Origin of the sequence: Enterobacter sp. RHBSTW-00901 (assembly GCF_014103115.1) — a bacterium.
GTDB lineage: Bacteria > Pseudomonadota > Gammaproteobacteria > Enterobacterales > Enterobacteriaceae > Enterobacter > Enterobacter cloacae_P.
Genome location: NZ_JABXPB010000001.1, coordinates 683,518 through 696,578, shown reverse-complemented (window position 1 = coordinate 696,578; position 13,061 = coordinate 683,518). Strand labels below are relative to the sequence as shown.

Here is a 13,061-nt window from a genome sequence, read left to right as displayed (position 1 = left end):
TAGCCTGGTGTAGCGAGGTTGCCGAAAATAAAAAAAGCCCGTCAGAGAACGGGCGAAATAAGCAAATGATATATTGATTCGTTACCCGCCATGACGGCGGCTAACGGCGCACATTTTACGCATCCATCGCAGGGACAGACACCTGACAAATTCGGTAGGTGAAACAAGGTATTAAACGTGCGTCAGGGTGCATCTATGGTGGGGTATATGCTGTTCTCAAGGTATTCAACAAGGTACCAAATCTCACCGCTAAAGATAACCCAAAAGCCAAATATAATAAGGCTTAAAATAATTAAGATGAGTATTATTTCTGTTTTTCCCATTGCAGGTCTACCCACCTGAAAGCTGTTTCTTTGAGGTGGGCATTGTAGCGGGGCTTTGTCTGATACTCCAGCATCACGCAGCCAGCACTTTATTGCGGCCATCATTCTTGGCGCGGTAAAGAGCATCATCCACGCGTTTAAACAACTCGTCGATACTTTCGCCCTGGTTGTGCCGCGCAACGCCTATACTGACCGTAAATCGCGGTAAACCCGGAATGGTTATGCGAGCCACGGCGGCACGGATCGTTTCGGCGATTTGCATGGCGGTTTCGAGCGATGTCCGCGGCAACAGGATCACGAACTCTTCGCCGCCCCAGCGAAACACCAGATCGTCTTTACGACTACAGGATTCCAGCATACGGGAGAGCGAGATAAGCACTTCGTCGCCCTTGAGGTGACCAAAGACGTCGTTGATATTTTTAAAATGATCGGTGTCGACCAGCAGCAGGCTAAATTGTTGCTGCGCAGGGAGATGATCAGGATTGGTTTGCTCCGTGATCATGTAGAACTGACGACGATTGAGCAGCCCCGTCATTGAATCCCGTAACGCGGCGTGTTGCAGCTCCTGCTCCAGCCGTTTTTGCTCTGTAATATCATGAATAATGCACAACATCAGTTTGTCACCGTAGATCTCAATAGGCCCGGCGTAGGTCTGTACATGACGGGTTGTCCCATCGGCGAGGCGGTGGACAAAATTGAGCGGCTTATGCCCCCCGGGCAGAGAGGCGATCTCAGTCATGATCGGCAAAACATCGCGGCCCAGTGAGTTTATTTCCCAGGTATGTTTGCTGCACATTTCATCGTGGGAATAGCCATAAAAGCTGAGGGCGGCCAGATTGGCATCGACGATTTGACCATCGCGTGCCGGGTCAATTAAGAGCATCGGTGCGCTATTGGTGAGAAAAAAGCGGGCGTAAAAACCCTGTTTTTTACGCTGGTAGGTCGCGGAGCGGCTGGCCTTAAGCCCTGTCGCTACCGGGTGAGCGATCCCCTCAATAACAATTACTTCACCATAGGGGAGAAGATGAGTCAGCGACAGGCGGCAACTGAGTGTGGTTTCATGTTGATCGCGCCAGACTGTCCAGACTTCGACGATGTCCTGCTCTGTTTTCAGCTCAGGAACATACATTGACAATACGGGTTGCGCGTTTGCGGAATAGATACCTTTGCGCATATCCTCCAGAGTCTTATCCTGCATTACGCCAGTGGCGGCTGCGTTTGCAAAAATAATGTGTTCTGAAGCAGGTGAAACCAACCAGACAGGTGTTTGAATGAAATTCAGCGCGTCAAAGTAATGTTGTGACATAGATAATTCCTATTCATCGGCACTGGGTGCCTAACGATCACGGCGGAATTGACTCACGTGGACTTCTTTGAAACATACCTTACTTAATCACATCAGGCATGATTTTTTTGTGAAATAAAGGGGGATTCCGCGTGAATTTTACCAATTGGTATAATCTGTTTGTCTGAATTCTTTTGTAACAGCAGCCAGGGAACCTGTTCGGCGGGTAACGGGCGGGAGAAAAGGAACCCTTGCAGATAGTCACAACCGAGGTCTGTCAGGACACTCTGTTGCTCTTCTGTTTCGATCCCTTCGGCAACGACATTCATCTCCATTGTCCGGGCGATATTAATAATCGTTTCCACTAACTTTCGACTTTTTTCATTTTCCAGCATTGAGCTAACAAAGCTTTTGTCGATTTTAAGTTCTTTTGCCGGAAGAACACTCAACATCAGCAGGTTGGAGTAGCCAGTACCAAAATCATCAATAGAAACGGTTATCCCGGCACGATTGAAAGTATTGAGTAACTCAATGCTGCGATCGAGATTTTTGAGCGCGGTACTCTCCGTCACTTCAAGGATAAGGCGGGAAGGGGACAGATTATATTTTTGCAGCATGGACGAGATAACATGGAATATATCGGGTTGCTCAAACTGTATCGGGGATAAGTTAAAGGACAATGTCCACTGACTGAAGCCTTGTTCGGTCCAGAAGTGAAGCTGTCGGCAGGCTGCCTCAATTGCCCAGTTTCCAACCGGAATAATTAACCCCGTTTGCTCCAGTGACGGTAAAAAGAGATTGGGTAGTAGAACGCCTTGCTCAGGATGTCGCCAGCGCAGAAGCGCCTCAAAACCGTGGATAGTGTTGTGTTCAGCAAGCCAGGTCGGCTGATACCACAGCTCAAACTGGTCGCGTTCAAGCGCCTGAGAAAGCTCCTGTAAAAAACCGGGTTTTGCCGGCGCTTCCGTCGACATTTCTGACCGATAGATAGCCCAGCCGTTACGGCCTTCCTCCTTAATGTGACGCATTGCCGCATCAGCTTTCAGCTTCAGCTCATGCAGCGTTTCACCATGCTGGGGATAGAGGCTTACCCCTGCGCTGAGCGTGCTGTTCAGCGTGTGGCCACAGAGGGAAAGAGGGCGGCGCATATCGTCGAGTAACGCCGAGAGCAGAGCGTTGAGTTTATCGTCATCGCACTCAGGAACCAGTAAAATGAAGGCATCGCCTCCCAGTCTTGCCAGCGTCATTTCGCGGGTGAGTCGCGCAGTGATGCGTTGTGCAACGTTGATTAACAGCTCATCCCCGACGTGGTGGCCCCAGGTATCATTGACGCGTTTGAAATGATCAACGTCGAGGAAAATCACGGCAAATTGCTTCTTACTGAGCAGCGCGCTGTGCAGGCAGTCCTGCAGGCGAAGATCCATCTGGTGACGGTTAGCAAGACCGGTGAGCGCATCAAAACGGGCCTGTAGCTCCAGTTGACGGTTGAGCTGGCGGAGATTATCCGTCAGCCGGTTGGTACGCCAGTGGGAGTCAATGAGCGACATAATTAACATGACGCCGAGCAGGCATAGCGTGGTTACCGAAACCCAGATGGATAATCCCAACTCACTGATACCGCCTGGCAGGGTATGTTCCATTTCATGAAAATGAGCAGCATTCATGCCGGTATAGTGCATCGCGCTAATTGCCGCGCCCATCACCAGGGCGGCAAGAAGACGATTCACAAAGATCCCCTTACGCTTATCCCGCAGATGGAAGGCCAGCCACAGCGCCGCGCCGGATGCGATGACAGCAATCAACACCGACAAGCCGACAATGTTCCAGTCCCAGATAATGCCTCCGTTCAGCATCAACGCGGCCATGCCAATATAGTGCATCGACACCACACCAGCACTGAGGATCAGCGTGGCAAGTATCAGCCGTAAGGAGGACAGGGAATTGCCCGGAATGACAATATGAATCGCGAGAGTGGAAGTCAGTACCGCGACACCCAGCGAGAGAAGCGTTAACCAGAGGTGGTAGCTCATGATCATCGGCATTTTCATCGCCAGCATGCCGATGAAATGCATCGACCAGATCCCAATGCCCAGCGTTATCCCTCCGGCAACACGCCAGAACATGGCGACCTTCCGGCTGGAAAGGGAAATTTTTCCTGCGCTGTCTAATGCCACAAACGAGGCGATAAACGCCACCAGATAAGAGATGGCTATTAACACTGGGTCCCACGATACATTGAGCATTATGCAATCCCACGCCAAAAAAGGTTACCGATTTCACCTGCCGGGCATGTCCTGTATCGGGTAAGGTACACGCTCGTCCAGACAATATTAGTTATTAAATGACCAGTCATATTAAAATTTTAACAGGCAATTAAAATATAAAATATATCCTCTCCTTTAACCTGTTAAGCAATGCTACACAAAGGCGAAAAATTACAGCAATGCTCCTTAAATATGAGGGTGAACATACCGTCTCACCGGTGGTGATGGTATCCCTTAAGGCGGTCGGAAACCAGTATGACAGCACTCCTGTGGCAACATTTCCACTAATACACGCTTTTTCTCTGACTTAAGTGAAATCTTCAACGACTAACGGCGAAACACAAAACTCGCAGGGATCATGAGGAAAAAATGCAAGGTGAATGCTATAAACCTTAATGCCGACAAAAATATAAAACCTCAGGAATAAACATGCTAAAAAATATGAGCGTCAGGACATTCATCTCCTGTTTTCTTTTATGTGTGTTTTTGATGGATACAGTGTTAATTTTTTTATTATCACAAGGCAGGATGCTATTTATTTCAGTCGCAGGGATAAATTTTTTTGCTTTGTTTTTACTCTGGTGCTACATGACAAAATATCTTGTGGTACCGATCAATACCGTGAAAAAAAGTATTGAAGGGGTGACTTCGGGTAATCTTGGTGTGTCGATCCCTGAATTTGGTAATAACTGTGCGGGCCGTTTGATCCCCGGTATTAATGCCTTATCAAGCAATATCGCTACGCTGGTACGGGAAATCAGAGCGTCGTCGCAAACCGCCATGACGCTGTCAGAGCAACTCTCTACCCGAAGCGCACAGCTGTCCGTGAAAACAGAGCAGCAGTCCGCGTCATTGGTGCAAACGGCTGCCAGCATGGAACAGATGGCGGCGAGCACAAAAAATAATGCCGATAACACCCGTCAGGCCAGTGAACAGGCAAACGTGGCAACGATGCAGGCGCGCAAAGGTGGAGAACTGATGGGGCAAGTCGCCACCAACATGGCGTCGATTACCGAGTGCGCGCAACAAATGACAGAAATTATCACGCTTATTGACGGGATTGCCTTTCAGACGAATATCCTGGCGCTTAATGCGGCCGTAGAGGCGGCGAGGGCGGGTGACCACGGAAAAGGGTTCTCCGTGGTGGCGGAGGAGGTCAGAAACCTGGCACACCGCAGCGCTGAAGCCGCAAAGAACATTAAAACGCTGATTGAAGTCACCAGCAATAACGTGACTCAGGGGGTTACCGTTGTGTCAGAAGCGGAAAAAAACATGCATGAAATAGTGGCCGGTTCAGGCAACGTCAGCCGGTTGATGGATGATATTTCTGCATCGACATCAGAACAGGAAAAAGGTATTTCGCAAATTACGCTGGCGTTGTCTGAACTGGAACGGGTCACGCAGAGCAATGTTGCGATGGCGGAAGAGCTTAACGGATCGTCTGATGTGTTGCGTAATCAGGTGATTGAGCTGCAGACGCGGACACGTAATTTCAGACTTGATAATGGTTATCAGACAGAGGGTCCCTCGTCTTCTCTGCCTGGCTCGCTGTCGTTCCAGCATCGACCCCGACACACCGCGTGACGGTAAAATAACGCCTGGCATGCCAGGCGTTATTTTTATATCACCACCCAGCGGGTTGCACCGTTCACCTCGTTGTCTTTACCTGTCTTCTGAAATATGAATAAAAATGTACAATTCCCGAGCTAATTCAGCGCGATGCGGTACATATTTGTTGCTTAAGCCTCGACGAAGGCTAGACTGACAGCGTAAGAGATTAAAAAGGTGGAGGCGTTGTGGAGAGCATTAAAGGGTCTGAACTTAACGTTCCTGACGCAGTTTTTGCGTGGGTGTTCGATGGTCGTGGCGGCGCGCGGCCGCTGGAGGATAACGATGAGATTGATAGTGAACATCCTTGCTGGCTACATCTGAACTATACCCATATGGATAGCGCTGAATGGCTGGCGTCGACCCCGCTCTTGCCGAATAGCGTCCGCGATGCACTGGCGGGTGATAGCCTGCGACCCCGCGTGAGCAGGATGGGGGAGGGTACGCTTCTCACGCTTCGCTGCATTAACGGCAGTACGGATGAGCGCCCGGATCAACTGGTCGCGATGCGTGTCTATATGGACGAAAGACTGATTGTCTCCACACGTCAGCGTAAAGTTCTGGCGCTGGATGATGTCGTGAATGATTTAAAAGATGGCACCGGGCCGATCGATTGCGGTAGCTGGCTGGTGGATGTCTGCGATGCTCTTACCGATCATGCAAGTGAGTTTATTGAAGAGCTACACGATAAAATTATCGATCTGGAAGATAACCTGCTCGATCAGCAGATCCCGCCGCGCGGCTTTCTGGCATTACTGCGCAAACAGCTGATTGTGATGCGTCGCTATATGACCCCGCAACGTGACGTCTATGCCCGCCTGGCCAGTGAGCGGCTTGGCTGGATGAACGACGATCAGCGTCGCAGAATGCAGGATATTGCTGACAGGCTGGGGCGCGGGCTGGATGAGATTGATTCCTGTATTGCCAGAACGGCGGTGATGGCAGATGAGATAGCGCAGGTGATGCAGGAGTCGCTGTCGAGAAGAACGTATACGATGTCGCTGATGGCGATGGTGTTTCTCCCCAGCACCTTCTTAACCGGGCTGTTTGGTGTGAATCTGGGAGGCATTCCCGGCGGCGGATACCATTATGGCTTCACCGCTTTTTGCATCATGTTAGTTGTTTTGATTGGAGGTGTTGCATGGTGGTTGCGTCGTAGTAAATGGCTGTAAAATTACGCTTTTTCGACGTTTTTCCAGTGTCAAAACGTTCTTTTACTTGAGCGAAGTCAATAAACACAGACCCCGTAAGGTGCATTATTACTCCCGCAGGTGAATGCAACGTCAAGCGATGGGCGTTGCGCTCCATATTGTCTTACTTCCTTTTTTGAATTACTGCATAGCACAATTGATTCGTACGACGCCGACTTAATAGTCGGCTTTTTTTTGCCTCCCGTATTCCAGCGTCTACCCTAAAAGTATCACCCTAAAAACTGGAGGGTAAGATGACCTGTCATTTCATACACCTGTCGCAACCCGACGTTATGCCTGTCGATCCTGTCCCACTTCCGGACCCTATCCCGCGTCCGCAGCCGATGCCCGATCCGCCACCAGATGAAGAACCGATTAAAATGTCGCATCAAACTCCGAGATCTGCGAGGATACGCGCCTGCTGACCGTAAGCCTTTTGACCACGAGATAATACTGTGACCGCTTTTTCTACCCTGAATCGTTTACCTGCCGCCCAACTCGATAATCTTAACGAGTTGGGTTACCTCACCATGACCCCAGTGCAAGCCGCCGCGCTGCCTGCCATTCTCGAAGGGCGCGATGTGCGCGTGCAGGCTAAAACAGGCAGTGGTAAAACGGCTGCATTCGGTCTTGGGTTGTTGCAGCATATTGATGTCGCACTGTTTCAGACCCAGTCTCTGGTGCTGTGTCCAACCCGTGAACTGGCAGACCAGGTTGCGGGTGAATTGCGTCGACTGGCCCGTTTTTTGCCTAACACGAAAATCCTGACGCTTTGTGGCGGCCAGCCTTTTGGCGCACAGCGTGACTCCTTACAGCATGCCCCCCACATTATTGTGGCGACGCCTGGCCGTCTGCTGGATCACCTGCAAAAAGGCACCGTATCGCTGGATGCGCTGCAAACGCTGGTGATGGATGAGGCGGATCGTATGCTGGATATGGGCTTTAGCGATGCTATTGATGAAGTGATCCGCTTCGCACCGGCAGACCGTCAGACATTGTTGTTCTCTGCAACCTGGCCGGAAGCCATCGCGGCGATCAGTGGCCGTGTGCAGAAAGACCCGCTCACCATCGAAATTGATAGCGTCGATGCGCTGCCTGCAATCGAACAGCAGTTCTTTGAAACCTCGCAGCAGGGAAAAATCCCGCTTCTGCAAAAGCTGCTGAGCCAACATCAGCCTGCGTCCTGCGTGGTGTTTTGTAATACTAAAAAAGATTGTCAGGCGGTATGTGATGCCCTGAATGCGGCGGGGCAGAGCGCATTGTCATTGCATGGCGATCTGGAGCAGCGCGATCGTGACCAGACGCTGGTGCGTTTCGCCAACGGCAGTGCCCGTGTGCTGGTTGCCACTGACGTTGCGGCGCGTGGTCTGGATATTAAATCGCTGGAGCTGGTCGTTAACTTCGAGCTGGCGTGGGATCCTGAAGTGCATGTACACCGTATTGGACGTACCGCACGTGCCGGGAACAGCGGTCTGGCCATTAGCTTCTGCGCACCAGAAGAGGCGCAGCGCGCGAATATTCTGTCTGAAATGCTGCAGATTAAGCTGAACTGGGTGAATGCGCCGGGTAATGTCAGCATTGTCCCACTGGATGCGGAAATGGCGACGCTGTGTATTGATGGCGGTAAAAAAGCCAAGATGCGTCCCGGCGATGTATTAGGTGCGCTGACCGGGGATATCGGTCTGGATGGGGCTGATATTGGCAAGATTGCGGTACATCCGGCGCATGTTTATGTGGCGGTCCGCCAGTCGGTTGCACATAAGGCCTGGAAGCAGCTGCAAAACGGGAAAATCAAAGGGAAAGCCTGTCGCGTTCGTCTGCTGAAGTAAGGACAGGAAAGCGTCTCAGAAACCATTTCTGAGACGCTATTTGATTATTTCACTTCAAGTACATTCAGACGCAACTCTTCGAACTGCGTGTCATCTTCTTCCGGCTGCCAGCCCGCAGGCTGCATCGGGAGCTCTTCACGGTCAAACGCCAGATCGCCACCGTTCACCACTTCTGAGCCGTGGTTGATACCTTTGAAGTCGAACAGTTCAACATCCGCCAGGTGCGAAGGCACGACGTTCTGCATTGCGCTGAACATGGTTTCGATACGGCCAGGGTAGCGTTTATCCCAGTCACGCAGCATGTCGCCAATGACCTGACGCTGCAGGTTCGGTTGCGAGCCACACAGGTTGCACGGAATGATCGGGAAAGCTTTGGCCTGTGAGAAACGCTCAATGTCTTTCTCACGGCAGTAGGCGAGTGGGCGGATCACGATATGTTTACCGTCATCGCTCATCAGTTTTGGCGGCATGCCTTTCATCTTGCCACCGTAGAACATGTTCAGGAACAGCGTTTGCAGGATATCGTCACGGTGATGGCCCAGGGCAATCTTGGTTGCGCCCAGTTCCGTGGCGGTACGATAAAGAATGCCGCGACGCAAACGAGAGCAGAGAGAGCAGGTGGTTTTCCCTTCAGGGATTTTTTCTTTCACAATCCCGTAGGTATTCTCTTCAACGATTTTATACTCAACGCCCAGCGTCTCCAGATACTCCGGCAGAATATGTTCCGGGAAACCTGGCTGTTTCTGGTCGAGGTTGACCGCCACCAGGGAAAAATTCACAGGTGCGCTTTGCTGAAGATTGCGCAGGATCTCCAGCATGGTATAGCTGTCTTTACCCCCTGACAGGCAAACCATAATGCGGTCGCCTTCTTCAATCATGTTGAAGTCTGCAATGGCTTCGCCCACGTTACGGCGCAGTCGCTTTTGCAGCTTGTTCAGGTTGTATTGCTCTTTTTTTGTAGTTTCTTGATTTTGCGACATTTATTCGTTACTCAAATTTCAAATGGGGCACCAGTGGGACAAAACCATTTTAATGCACCTGCCGATAGCAACCAGTATGCGAAAGTGTGCCGTGTATGGTACGGATTACGGCGGCGAATTCCAGCACGTTTTACTGCGGCGTTGAATCTGGCACCTATGCCCGATAAGAGTAGTTGGCTTTTTGCTTTCCCTTACCGGGCTGGCGGCTGAGTCATTCAGCCAGTGATACCCAGATAGCCGTGGATCCCCATATAAATCCCCACGAGTCCAATCAGGGTACCGGAAAAATAGGGGGCTTTTCGGGCAATGGCATTAAATCCATCCCAGCGTTTGGCCACCTGGCGGACGCTGATCGCCGCCCCCACACCGACAGTGACCAGCGTCAGTGCCAGCCCGATGCTGAAGCTGATCACCAGCGTAGCTCCCAGTGACAATGCTTTAAGCTGTAGACAGATCAACAATACGGTGATTGCGGCAGGGCAAGGAATAAGTCCTCCCGTCAGACCAAACAGCAGGATTTGACCGTTGGTTGCACTTTTACCGCTGAAGCGTCGCTTAATGTCGTTTGCATGTGCCCGCTCATGTGCGTCCTGATACTCCTGCGAGTGTTTATCCAGCCCTTCAGTACCCGGGTGATGATGGTCATGTTCACGGAATTCAAGATCGTAATCATGAACATGTCCGCGGTGGCCTAATGTGAGACGGACATCAAACTGATGCGGCTCAGGTATCGGGCGTGTTGATTCAAGGTAGTCACCCTTATCAGTGAAATCAAACACCTGGGAAAATGTTCCTTTGCCGCGGTGGGTAACCAGAGACACATCGGAGGCCTGCCATTTTCGGCCAGTGAGCGTTCGTAAACGCCAGTGCGGTGGCTGGTCTTCCTCAAAAATGGACAGTTCGGCCTGACCATGACCGGTATCGAACAGGCGGATGTCATCATGCTGATGATGTGCGTCATCACCCTGTTGCATCCCGTCCAGCCAGTTCTTTTCCCCTTTCCAGGTGCGCCATATCATCCAGATGGCGGTACCCAGAATAATGATGGCGGAAACCAGCTGTAACCAGGGTTCTGCCGTCTCCGCGGTAAATTTATGACTGACGTACATACCACCAAGGGCAATAAGCCAGACGATAGCCGTGTGCGAAACCGTGGCCGCCAGGCCAAGCATAACCGCCTGCCGGACGGTTCCCCTGATTGCAATGATAAATGCGGCCATCATGGTCTTAGAGTGACCCGGTTCCAGGCCGTGCAGTGCGCCAAGCAAAATGGCGCTGGGGATAAAGAACCAGGCATTGCCCTGCTGAAGCAGTGCTGTAAATTCGTTCATGAAAATCATTTCCGCCGGAGATGTAATGCCCCGGATGCTACTCCCCCTCAGTATAAAATACTACCCCCCAGTAGAATGTGAATGTTACTATCAGGCAGGTTTTCTGAACGATGAGGATATGTATGTCGCATACCATCCGGGATAAACAAAAACTGAAAGCACGCACCAACAAAATCCAGGGGCAGGTGACCGCGCTGAAAAAAATGTTGGATGAGCCGCATGAATGCGCAGCGGTGCTACAACAAATCGCCGCTATCCGTGGTGCGGTAAATGGGCTAATGCGTGAAGTTATCAAAGGCCATCTGACAGAGCATATTGTTCATGAAGCCAGTGAATTAAGACGCGAAGAAGATCTTGAGGTTGTCCTGAAAGTGCTGGACTCCTATATCAAATAATATAGCGCCGGACGACGCAGATGTTCTGCGACCTGAAATGGGGGACGCTGGGTTGTACGCGCCCAGGGGTTCCTGGCGCGGATACGTCATATCTTAAGGCAATCCTCTTTCTGTAAAGAGGCCGGCTAGTCATTTTCCAGCAGGTTTAACAACTCACCAAGGTGGTGAACGGCACCACCAAAATCAAAGAGTAGCGTAATCCAGATACAACTCAACAGGGCAAGCAGGACTAATGATACTCTGGGGAACACGCAGATATCCTTATGTAGTAAAACTCCGTTTTTACTGTACGCTGATTTTCTTAAATTTTCCCTTAACGATGCCGTCACAGGCGCATTTTATTTGAGATAGGTCTCATAAACCAGAAAATCTGCAGGCAGGAACATGCTGGTACTGAGATGTGGCGGGGAGCGAGAAAGTGGATTTCAGACGTGGTGCGGCAAGCTGAAAGGAGTATGGCGTAGGAGTATAAAAAGTTAGCCCGCAAAAATATGCGGGCTATTGGCATTAGAACTGATAAACCAGACCTAACGCTACGATATCATCCGTACCGATACCGTTGTTTTTGTAGAACGCGTCATCTTCGTCCAGCAAGTTGATTTTATAATCAACATAGGTAGACATGTTTTTGTTGAAGTAATAGGTTGCACCGACATCCGCGTATTTAACCAGGTCTTTATCACCTTCGCCGTTACCCAGGTCTTTGCCTTTTGACTGCAGGTAAGAAATTGCCGGACGCAGACCAAAGTCGAACTGATATTGAGCGGTAATTTCAAAGTTCTGTGTTTTGTTTGCCACGGCATCTTCGTTGTCACCGTAAGGTGTCATATTGCGGGTTTCAGAATACATTGTTGCCAGGTAGATATTATTGGCATCATATTTCAGACCTGCAGTCCATGCATCGGCTTTATCGCCGCCCGCTGTGGTGTTACGCACCTGGTCATTACTACGATCGGAGGAGGTATATGCCGCACCTGCACTGATACCCATACCGAAATCATACGTGGTGGAAATACCGAAACCGTCACCGTTCTCATGACGCGTGTCGCGACCGTTGTTAGTACCTTCCTGGTTGTTGCTGGCGTCTTCGTTCTTACCCTGATACTGCAGGGCAAAGTTCAGACCCTGAACCAGACCGTAGAAATCGGTGTTACGGTAGGTTGCCACGCCGTTGGCACGGCCGGTCATGAAGTTATCGGCTTTGGTGTAAGAATCGCCACCGAATTCAGGCAGCATATCGGTCCAGCCTTCCACGTCGTACAGCACGCCGTAGTTACGGCCATAATCGAAGGAACCGTAGTCGCCCACCTTCACACCTGCGAAGGCCAGACGGGTCCAGGACTGGTTATCCGAGCCTTCGGTATTGTTAGCCTGAATGTTGTATTCCCACTGTGCGTAGCCGGTCATCATGTTGTTGATCTGGGTTTCACCCTTGAAACCCAGACGCATGTAAGTCTGATCGCCATCAGCACCTTTGTCGTCGGAGAAGTAATGCAGACCATCTACTTTTCCGTACAGGTCTAATTTGTTGCCGTCTTTGTTATAGATTTCTGCCGCATGTGCAGCGCCAGCCATTAAAAGAGCTGGAATAATCAGAGCCAGTACTTTTCTTTGCATTGTGGTATTCCTTTGCAGTTGTTTTTATTTAATTACGTATTGAACTTTCTGAATGAGAAAGTTGTCTCATGCTAAATCACTCCCGCAAAGAGTAATAAAATATAATTGTTACTGATTAAGTAAAATCTAAACGGAATAATTCTGCGGTAATAGTGATTGGTTTCGTGAATGATTGGCGGCGATTTATACAAAAATAAAATTATTATTTCTCACGGGAAGACGGTAATCTCTGTGCTGTT

General features: G+C 50.4%; 12 protein-coding genes and 1 pseudogene. 5 read left to right on the top strand and 8 right to left on the bottom strand.

Annotated features, from left to right (window positions below; genetic code table 11):
- Positions 1 to 182: 182 nt before the first annotated feature.
- The 3 genes from HV318_RS03380 to HV318_RS03370 form a co-directional block, all read right to left on the bottom strand.
- Positions 183 to 323 (bottom strand): Ecr family regulatory small membrane protein, encoded by a 141-nt coding sequence (locus HV318_RS03380; protein WP_182271557.1) that lies wholly within the window; start codon positions 321 to 323, stop codon positions 183 to 185.
- 73 nt (positions 324 to 396) lie between these two features.
- The gene (locus tag HV318_RS03375; RefSeq protein WP_182271556.1) at positions 397 to 1,629 is read right to left on the bottom strand and encodes a sensor domain-containing diguanylate cyclase; all 1,233 of its coding nucleotides are present in this window, start codon (positions 1,627 to 1,629) and stop codon (positions 397 to 399) included.
- A gap of 92 nt (positions 1,630 to 1,721) precedes the next feature.
- Positions 1,722 to 3,851 carry a putative bifunctional diguanylate cyclase/phosphodiesterase gene (locus tag HV318_RS03370; RefSeq protein WP_182271555.1) on the bottom strand — a complete coding sequence of 710 codons (2,130 nt, stop codon included), beginning with the start codon at positions 3,849 to 3,851 and terminating at the stop codon, positions 1,722 to 1,724.
- 450 nt (positions 3,852 to 4,301) lie between these two features.
- Here HV318_RS03370 and HV318_RS03365 point away from each other — a divergent pair, with 450 nt between their 5' ends.
- From HV318_RS03365 to dbpA, 4 genes are all read left to right on the top strand, one after another.
- Positions 4,302 to 5,456 carry a methyl-accepting chemotaxis protein gene (locus tag HV318_RS03365; protein WP_182271554.1) on the top strand — a complete coding sequence of 385 codons (1,155 nt, stop codon included), beginning with the start codon at positions 4,302 to 4,304 and terminating at the stop codon, positions 5,454 to 5,456.
- 212 nt (positions 5,457 to 5,668) lie between these two features.
- Positions 5,669 to 6,652: a zinc transporter ZntB gene (zntB, locus tag HV318_RS03360; protein ID WP_182271553.1), complete on the top strand. Its 984-nt coding sequence runs from the start codon at positions 5,669 to 5,671 to the stop codon at positions 6,650 to 6,652.
- Positions 6,653 to 6,924: 272 nt separating this feature from the next.
- Positions 6,925 to 7,095, top strand: a complete 171-nt coding sequence (gene ynaL / locus HV318_RS24460) for a proline-rich small protein YnaL (RefSeq protein ID WP_395121469.1) — start codon at positions 6,925 to 6,927, stop codon at positions 7,093 to 7,095.
- Between the two features lie 30 nt (positions 7,096 to 7,125).
- Positions 7,126 to 8,499, top strand: coding sequence for an ATP-dependent RNA helicase DbpA (gene dbpA, locus HV318_RS03355; protein WP_182271552.1), 1,374 nt, complete (start codon positions 7,126 to 7,128; stop codon positions 8,497 to 8,499).
- Positions 8,500 to 8,543: 44 nt separating this feature from the next.
- Here the strand turns inward: dbpA and ttcA are convergent, their stop codons facing one another.
- The 3 genes and pseudogenes from ttcA to HV318_RS03340 all read right to left on the bottom strand — a co-directional run bounded on the left by ttcA (position 8,544) and on the right by HV318_RS03340 (position 10,810).
- A complete protein-coding gene (ttcA, locus tag HV318_RS03350) occupies positions 8,544 to 9,479 on the bottom strand; it encodes a tRNA 2-thiocytidine(32) synthetase TtcA (protein ID WP_182271551.1) in 936 nt (311 codons plus the stop codon).
- A 53-nt stretch (positions 9,480 to 9,532) separates the two neighbouring features.
- Positions 9,533 to 9,643 (bottom strand): annotated as a pseudogene (locus tag HV318_RS03345) (hypothetical protein); the annotation flags it as partial.
- Positions 9,644 to 9,694: 51 nt separating this feature from the next.
- Entirely contained in the window at positions 9,695 to 10,810 is a 1,116-nt protein-coding gene (locus HV318_RS03340; RefSeq protein ID WP_182271550.1) for a nickel/cobalt efflux protein RcnA, read from the bottom strand.
- 122 nt (positions 10,811 to 10,932) lie between these two features.
- Between HV318_RS03340 and rcnR the strand changes: the two genes are divergently transcribed.
- Positions 10,933 to 11,205: a Ni(II)/Co(II)-binding transcriptional repressor RcnR gene (rcnR, locus tag HV318_RS03335; RefSeq protein ID WP_182271549.1), complete on the top strand. Its 273-nt coding sequence runs from the start codon at positions 10,933 to 10,935 to the stop codon at positions 11,203 to 11,205.
- Between the two features lie 125 nt (positions 11,206 to 11,330).
- Here the strand turns inward: rcnR and HV318_RS24325 are convergent, their stop codons facing one another.
- Both HV318_RS24325 and HV318_RS03330 read right to left on the bottom strand, forming a co-directional pair.
- Positions 11,331 to 11,456: a hypothetical protein gene (locus HV318_RS24325; protein ID WP_269062462.1), complete on the bottom strand. Its 126-nt coding sequence runs from the start codon at positions 11,454 to 11,456 to the stop codon at positions 11,331 to 11,333.
- Positions 11,457 to 11,712: 256 nt separating this feature from the next.
- On the bottom strand, positions 11,713 to 12,822 hold the full coding sequence (locus HV318_RS03330) for a porin OmpC (RefSeq protein ID WP_182271548.1): 1,110 nt from the start codon (positions 12,820 to 12,822) through the stop codon (positions 11,713 to 11,715).
- Positions 12,823 to 13,061: the final 239 nt, after the last annotated feature.

Bases quoted from the DNA above. Each gene is read 5' to 3' on its own strand.
- HV318_RS03380 (WP_182271557.1), bottom strand. From the start codon at position 323: ATGGGAAAAACAGAAATAATACTCATCTTAATTATTTTAAGCCTTATT.
- HV318_RS03375 (WP_182271556.1), bottom strand. From the start codon at position 1,629: ATGTCACAACATTACTTTGACGCGCTGAATTTCATTCAAACACCTGTC.
- HV318_RS03370 (WP_182271555.1), bottom strand. From the start codon at position 3,851: ATGCTCAATGTATCGTGGGACCCAGTGTTAATAGCCATCTCTTATCTG.
- HV318_RS03365 (WP_182271554.1), top strand. From the start codon at position 4,302: ATGCTAAAAAATATGAGCGTCAGGACATTCATCTCCTGTTTTCTTTTA.
- ynaL (WP_395121469.1), top strand. From the start codon at position 6,925: ATGACCTGTCATTTCATACACCTGTCGCAACCCGACGTTATGCCTGTC.
- ttcA (WP_182271551.1), bottom strand. From the start codon at position 9,479: ATGTCGCAAAATCAAGAAACTACAAAAAAAGAGCAATACAACCTGAAC.
- HV318_RS03340 (WP_182271550.1), bottom strand. From the start codon at position 10,810: ATGAACGAATTTACAGCACTGCTTCAGCAGGGCAATGCCTGGTTCTTT.
- rcnR (WP_182271549.1), top strand. From the start codon at position 10,933: ATGTCGCATACCATCCGGGATAAACAAAAACTGAAAGCACGCACCAAC.
- HV318_RS03330 (WP_182271548.1), bottom strand. From the start codon at position 12,822: ATGCAAAGAAAAGTACTGGCTCTGATTATTCCAGCTCTTTTAATGGCT.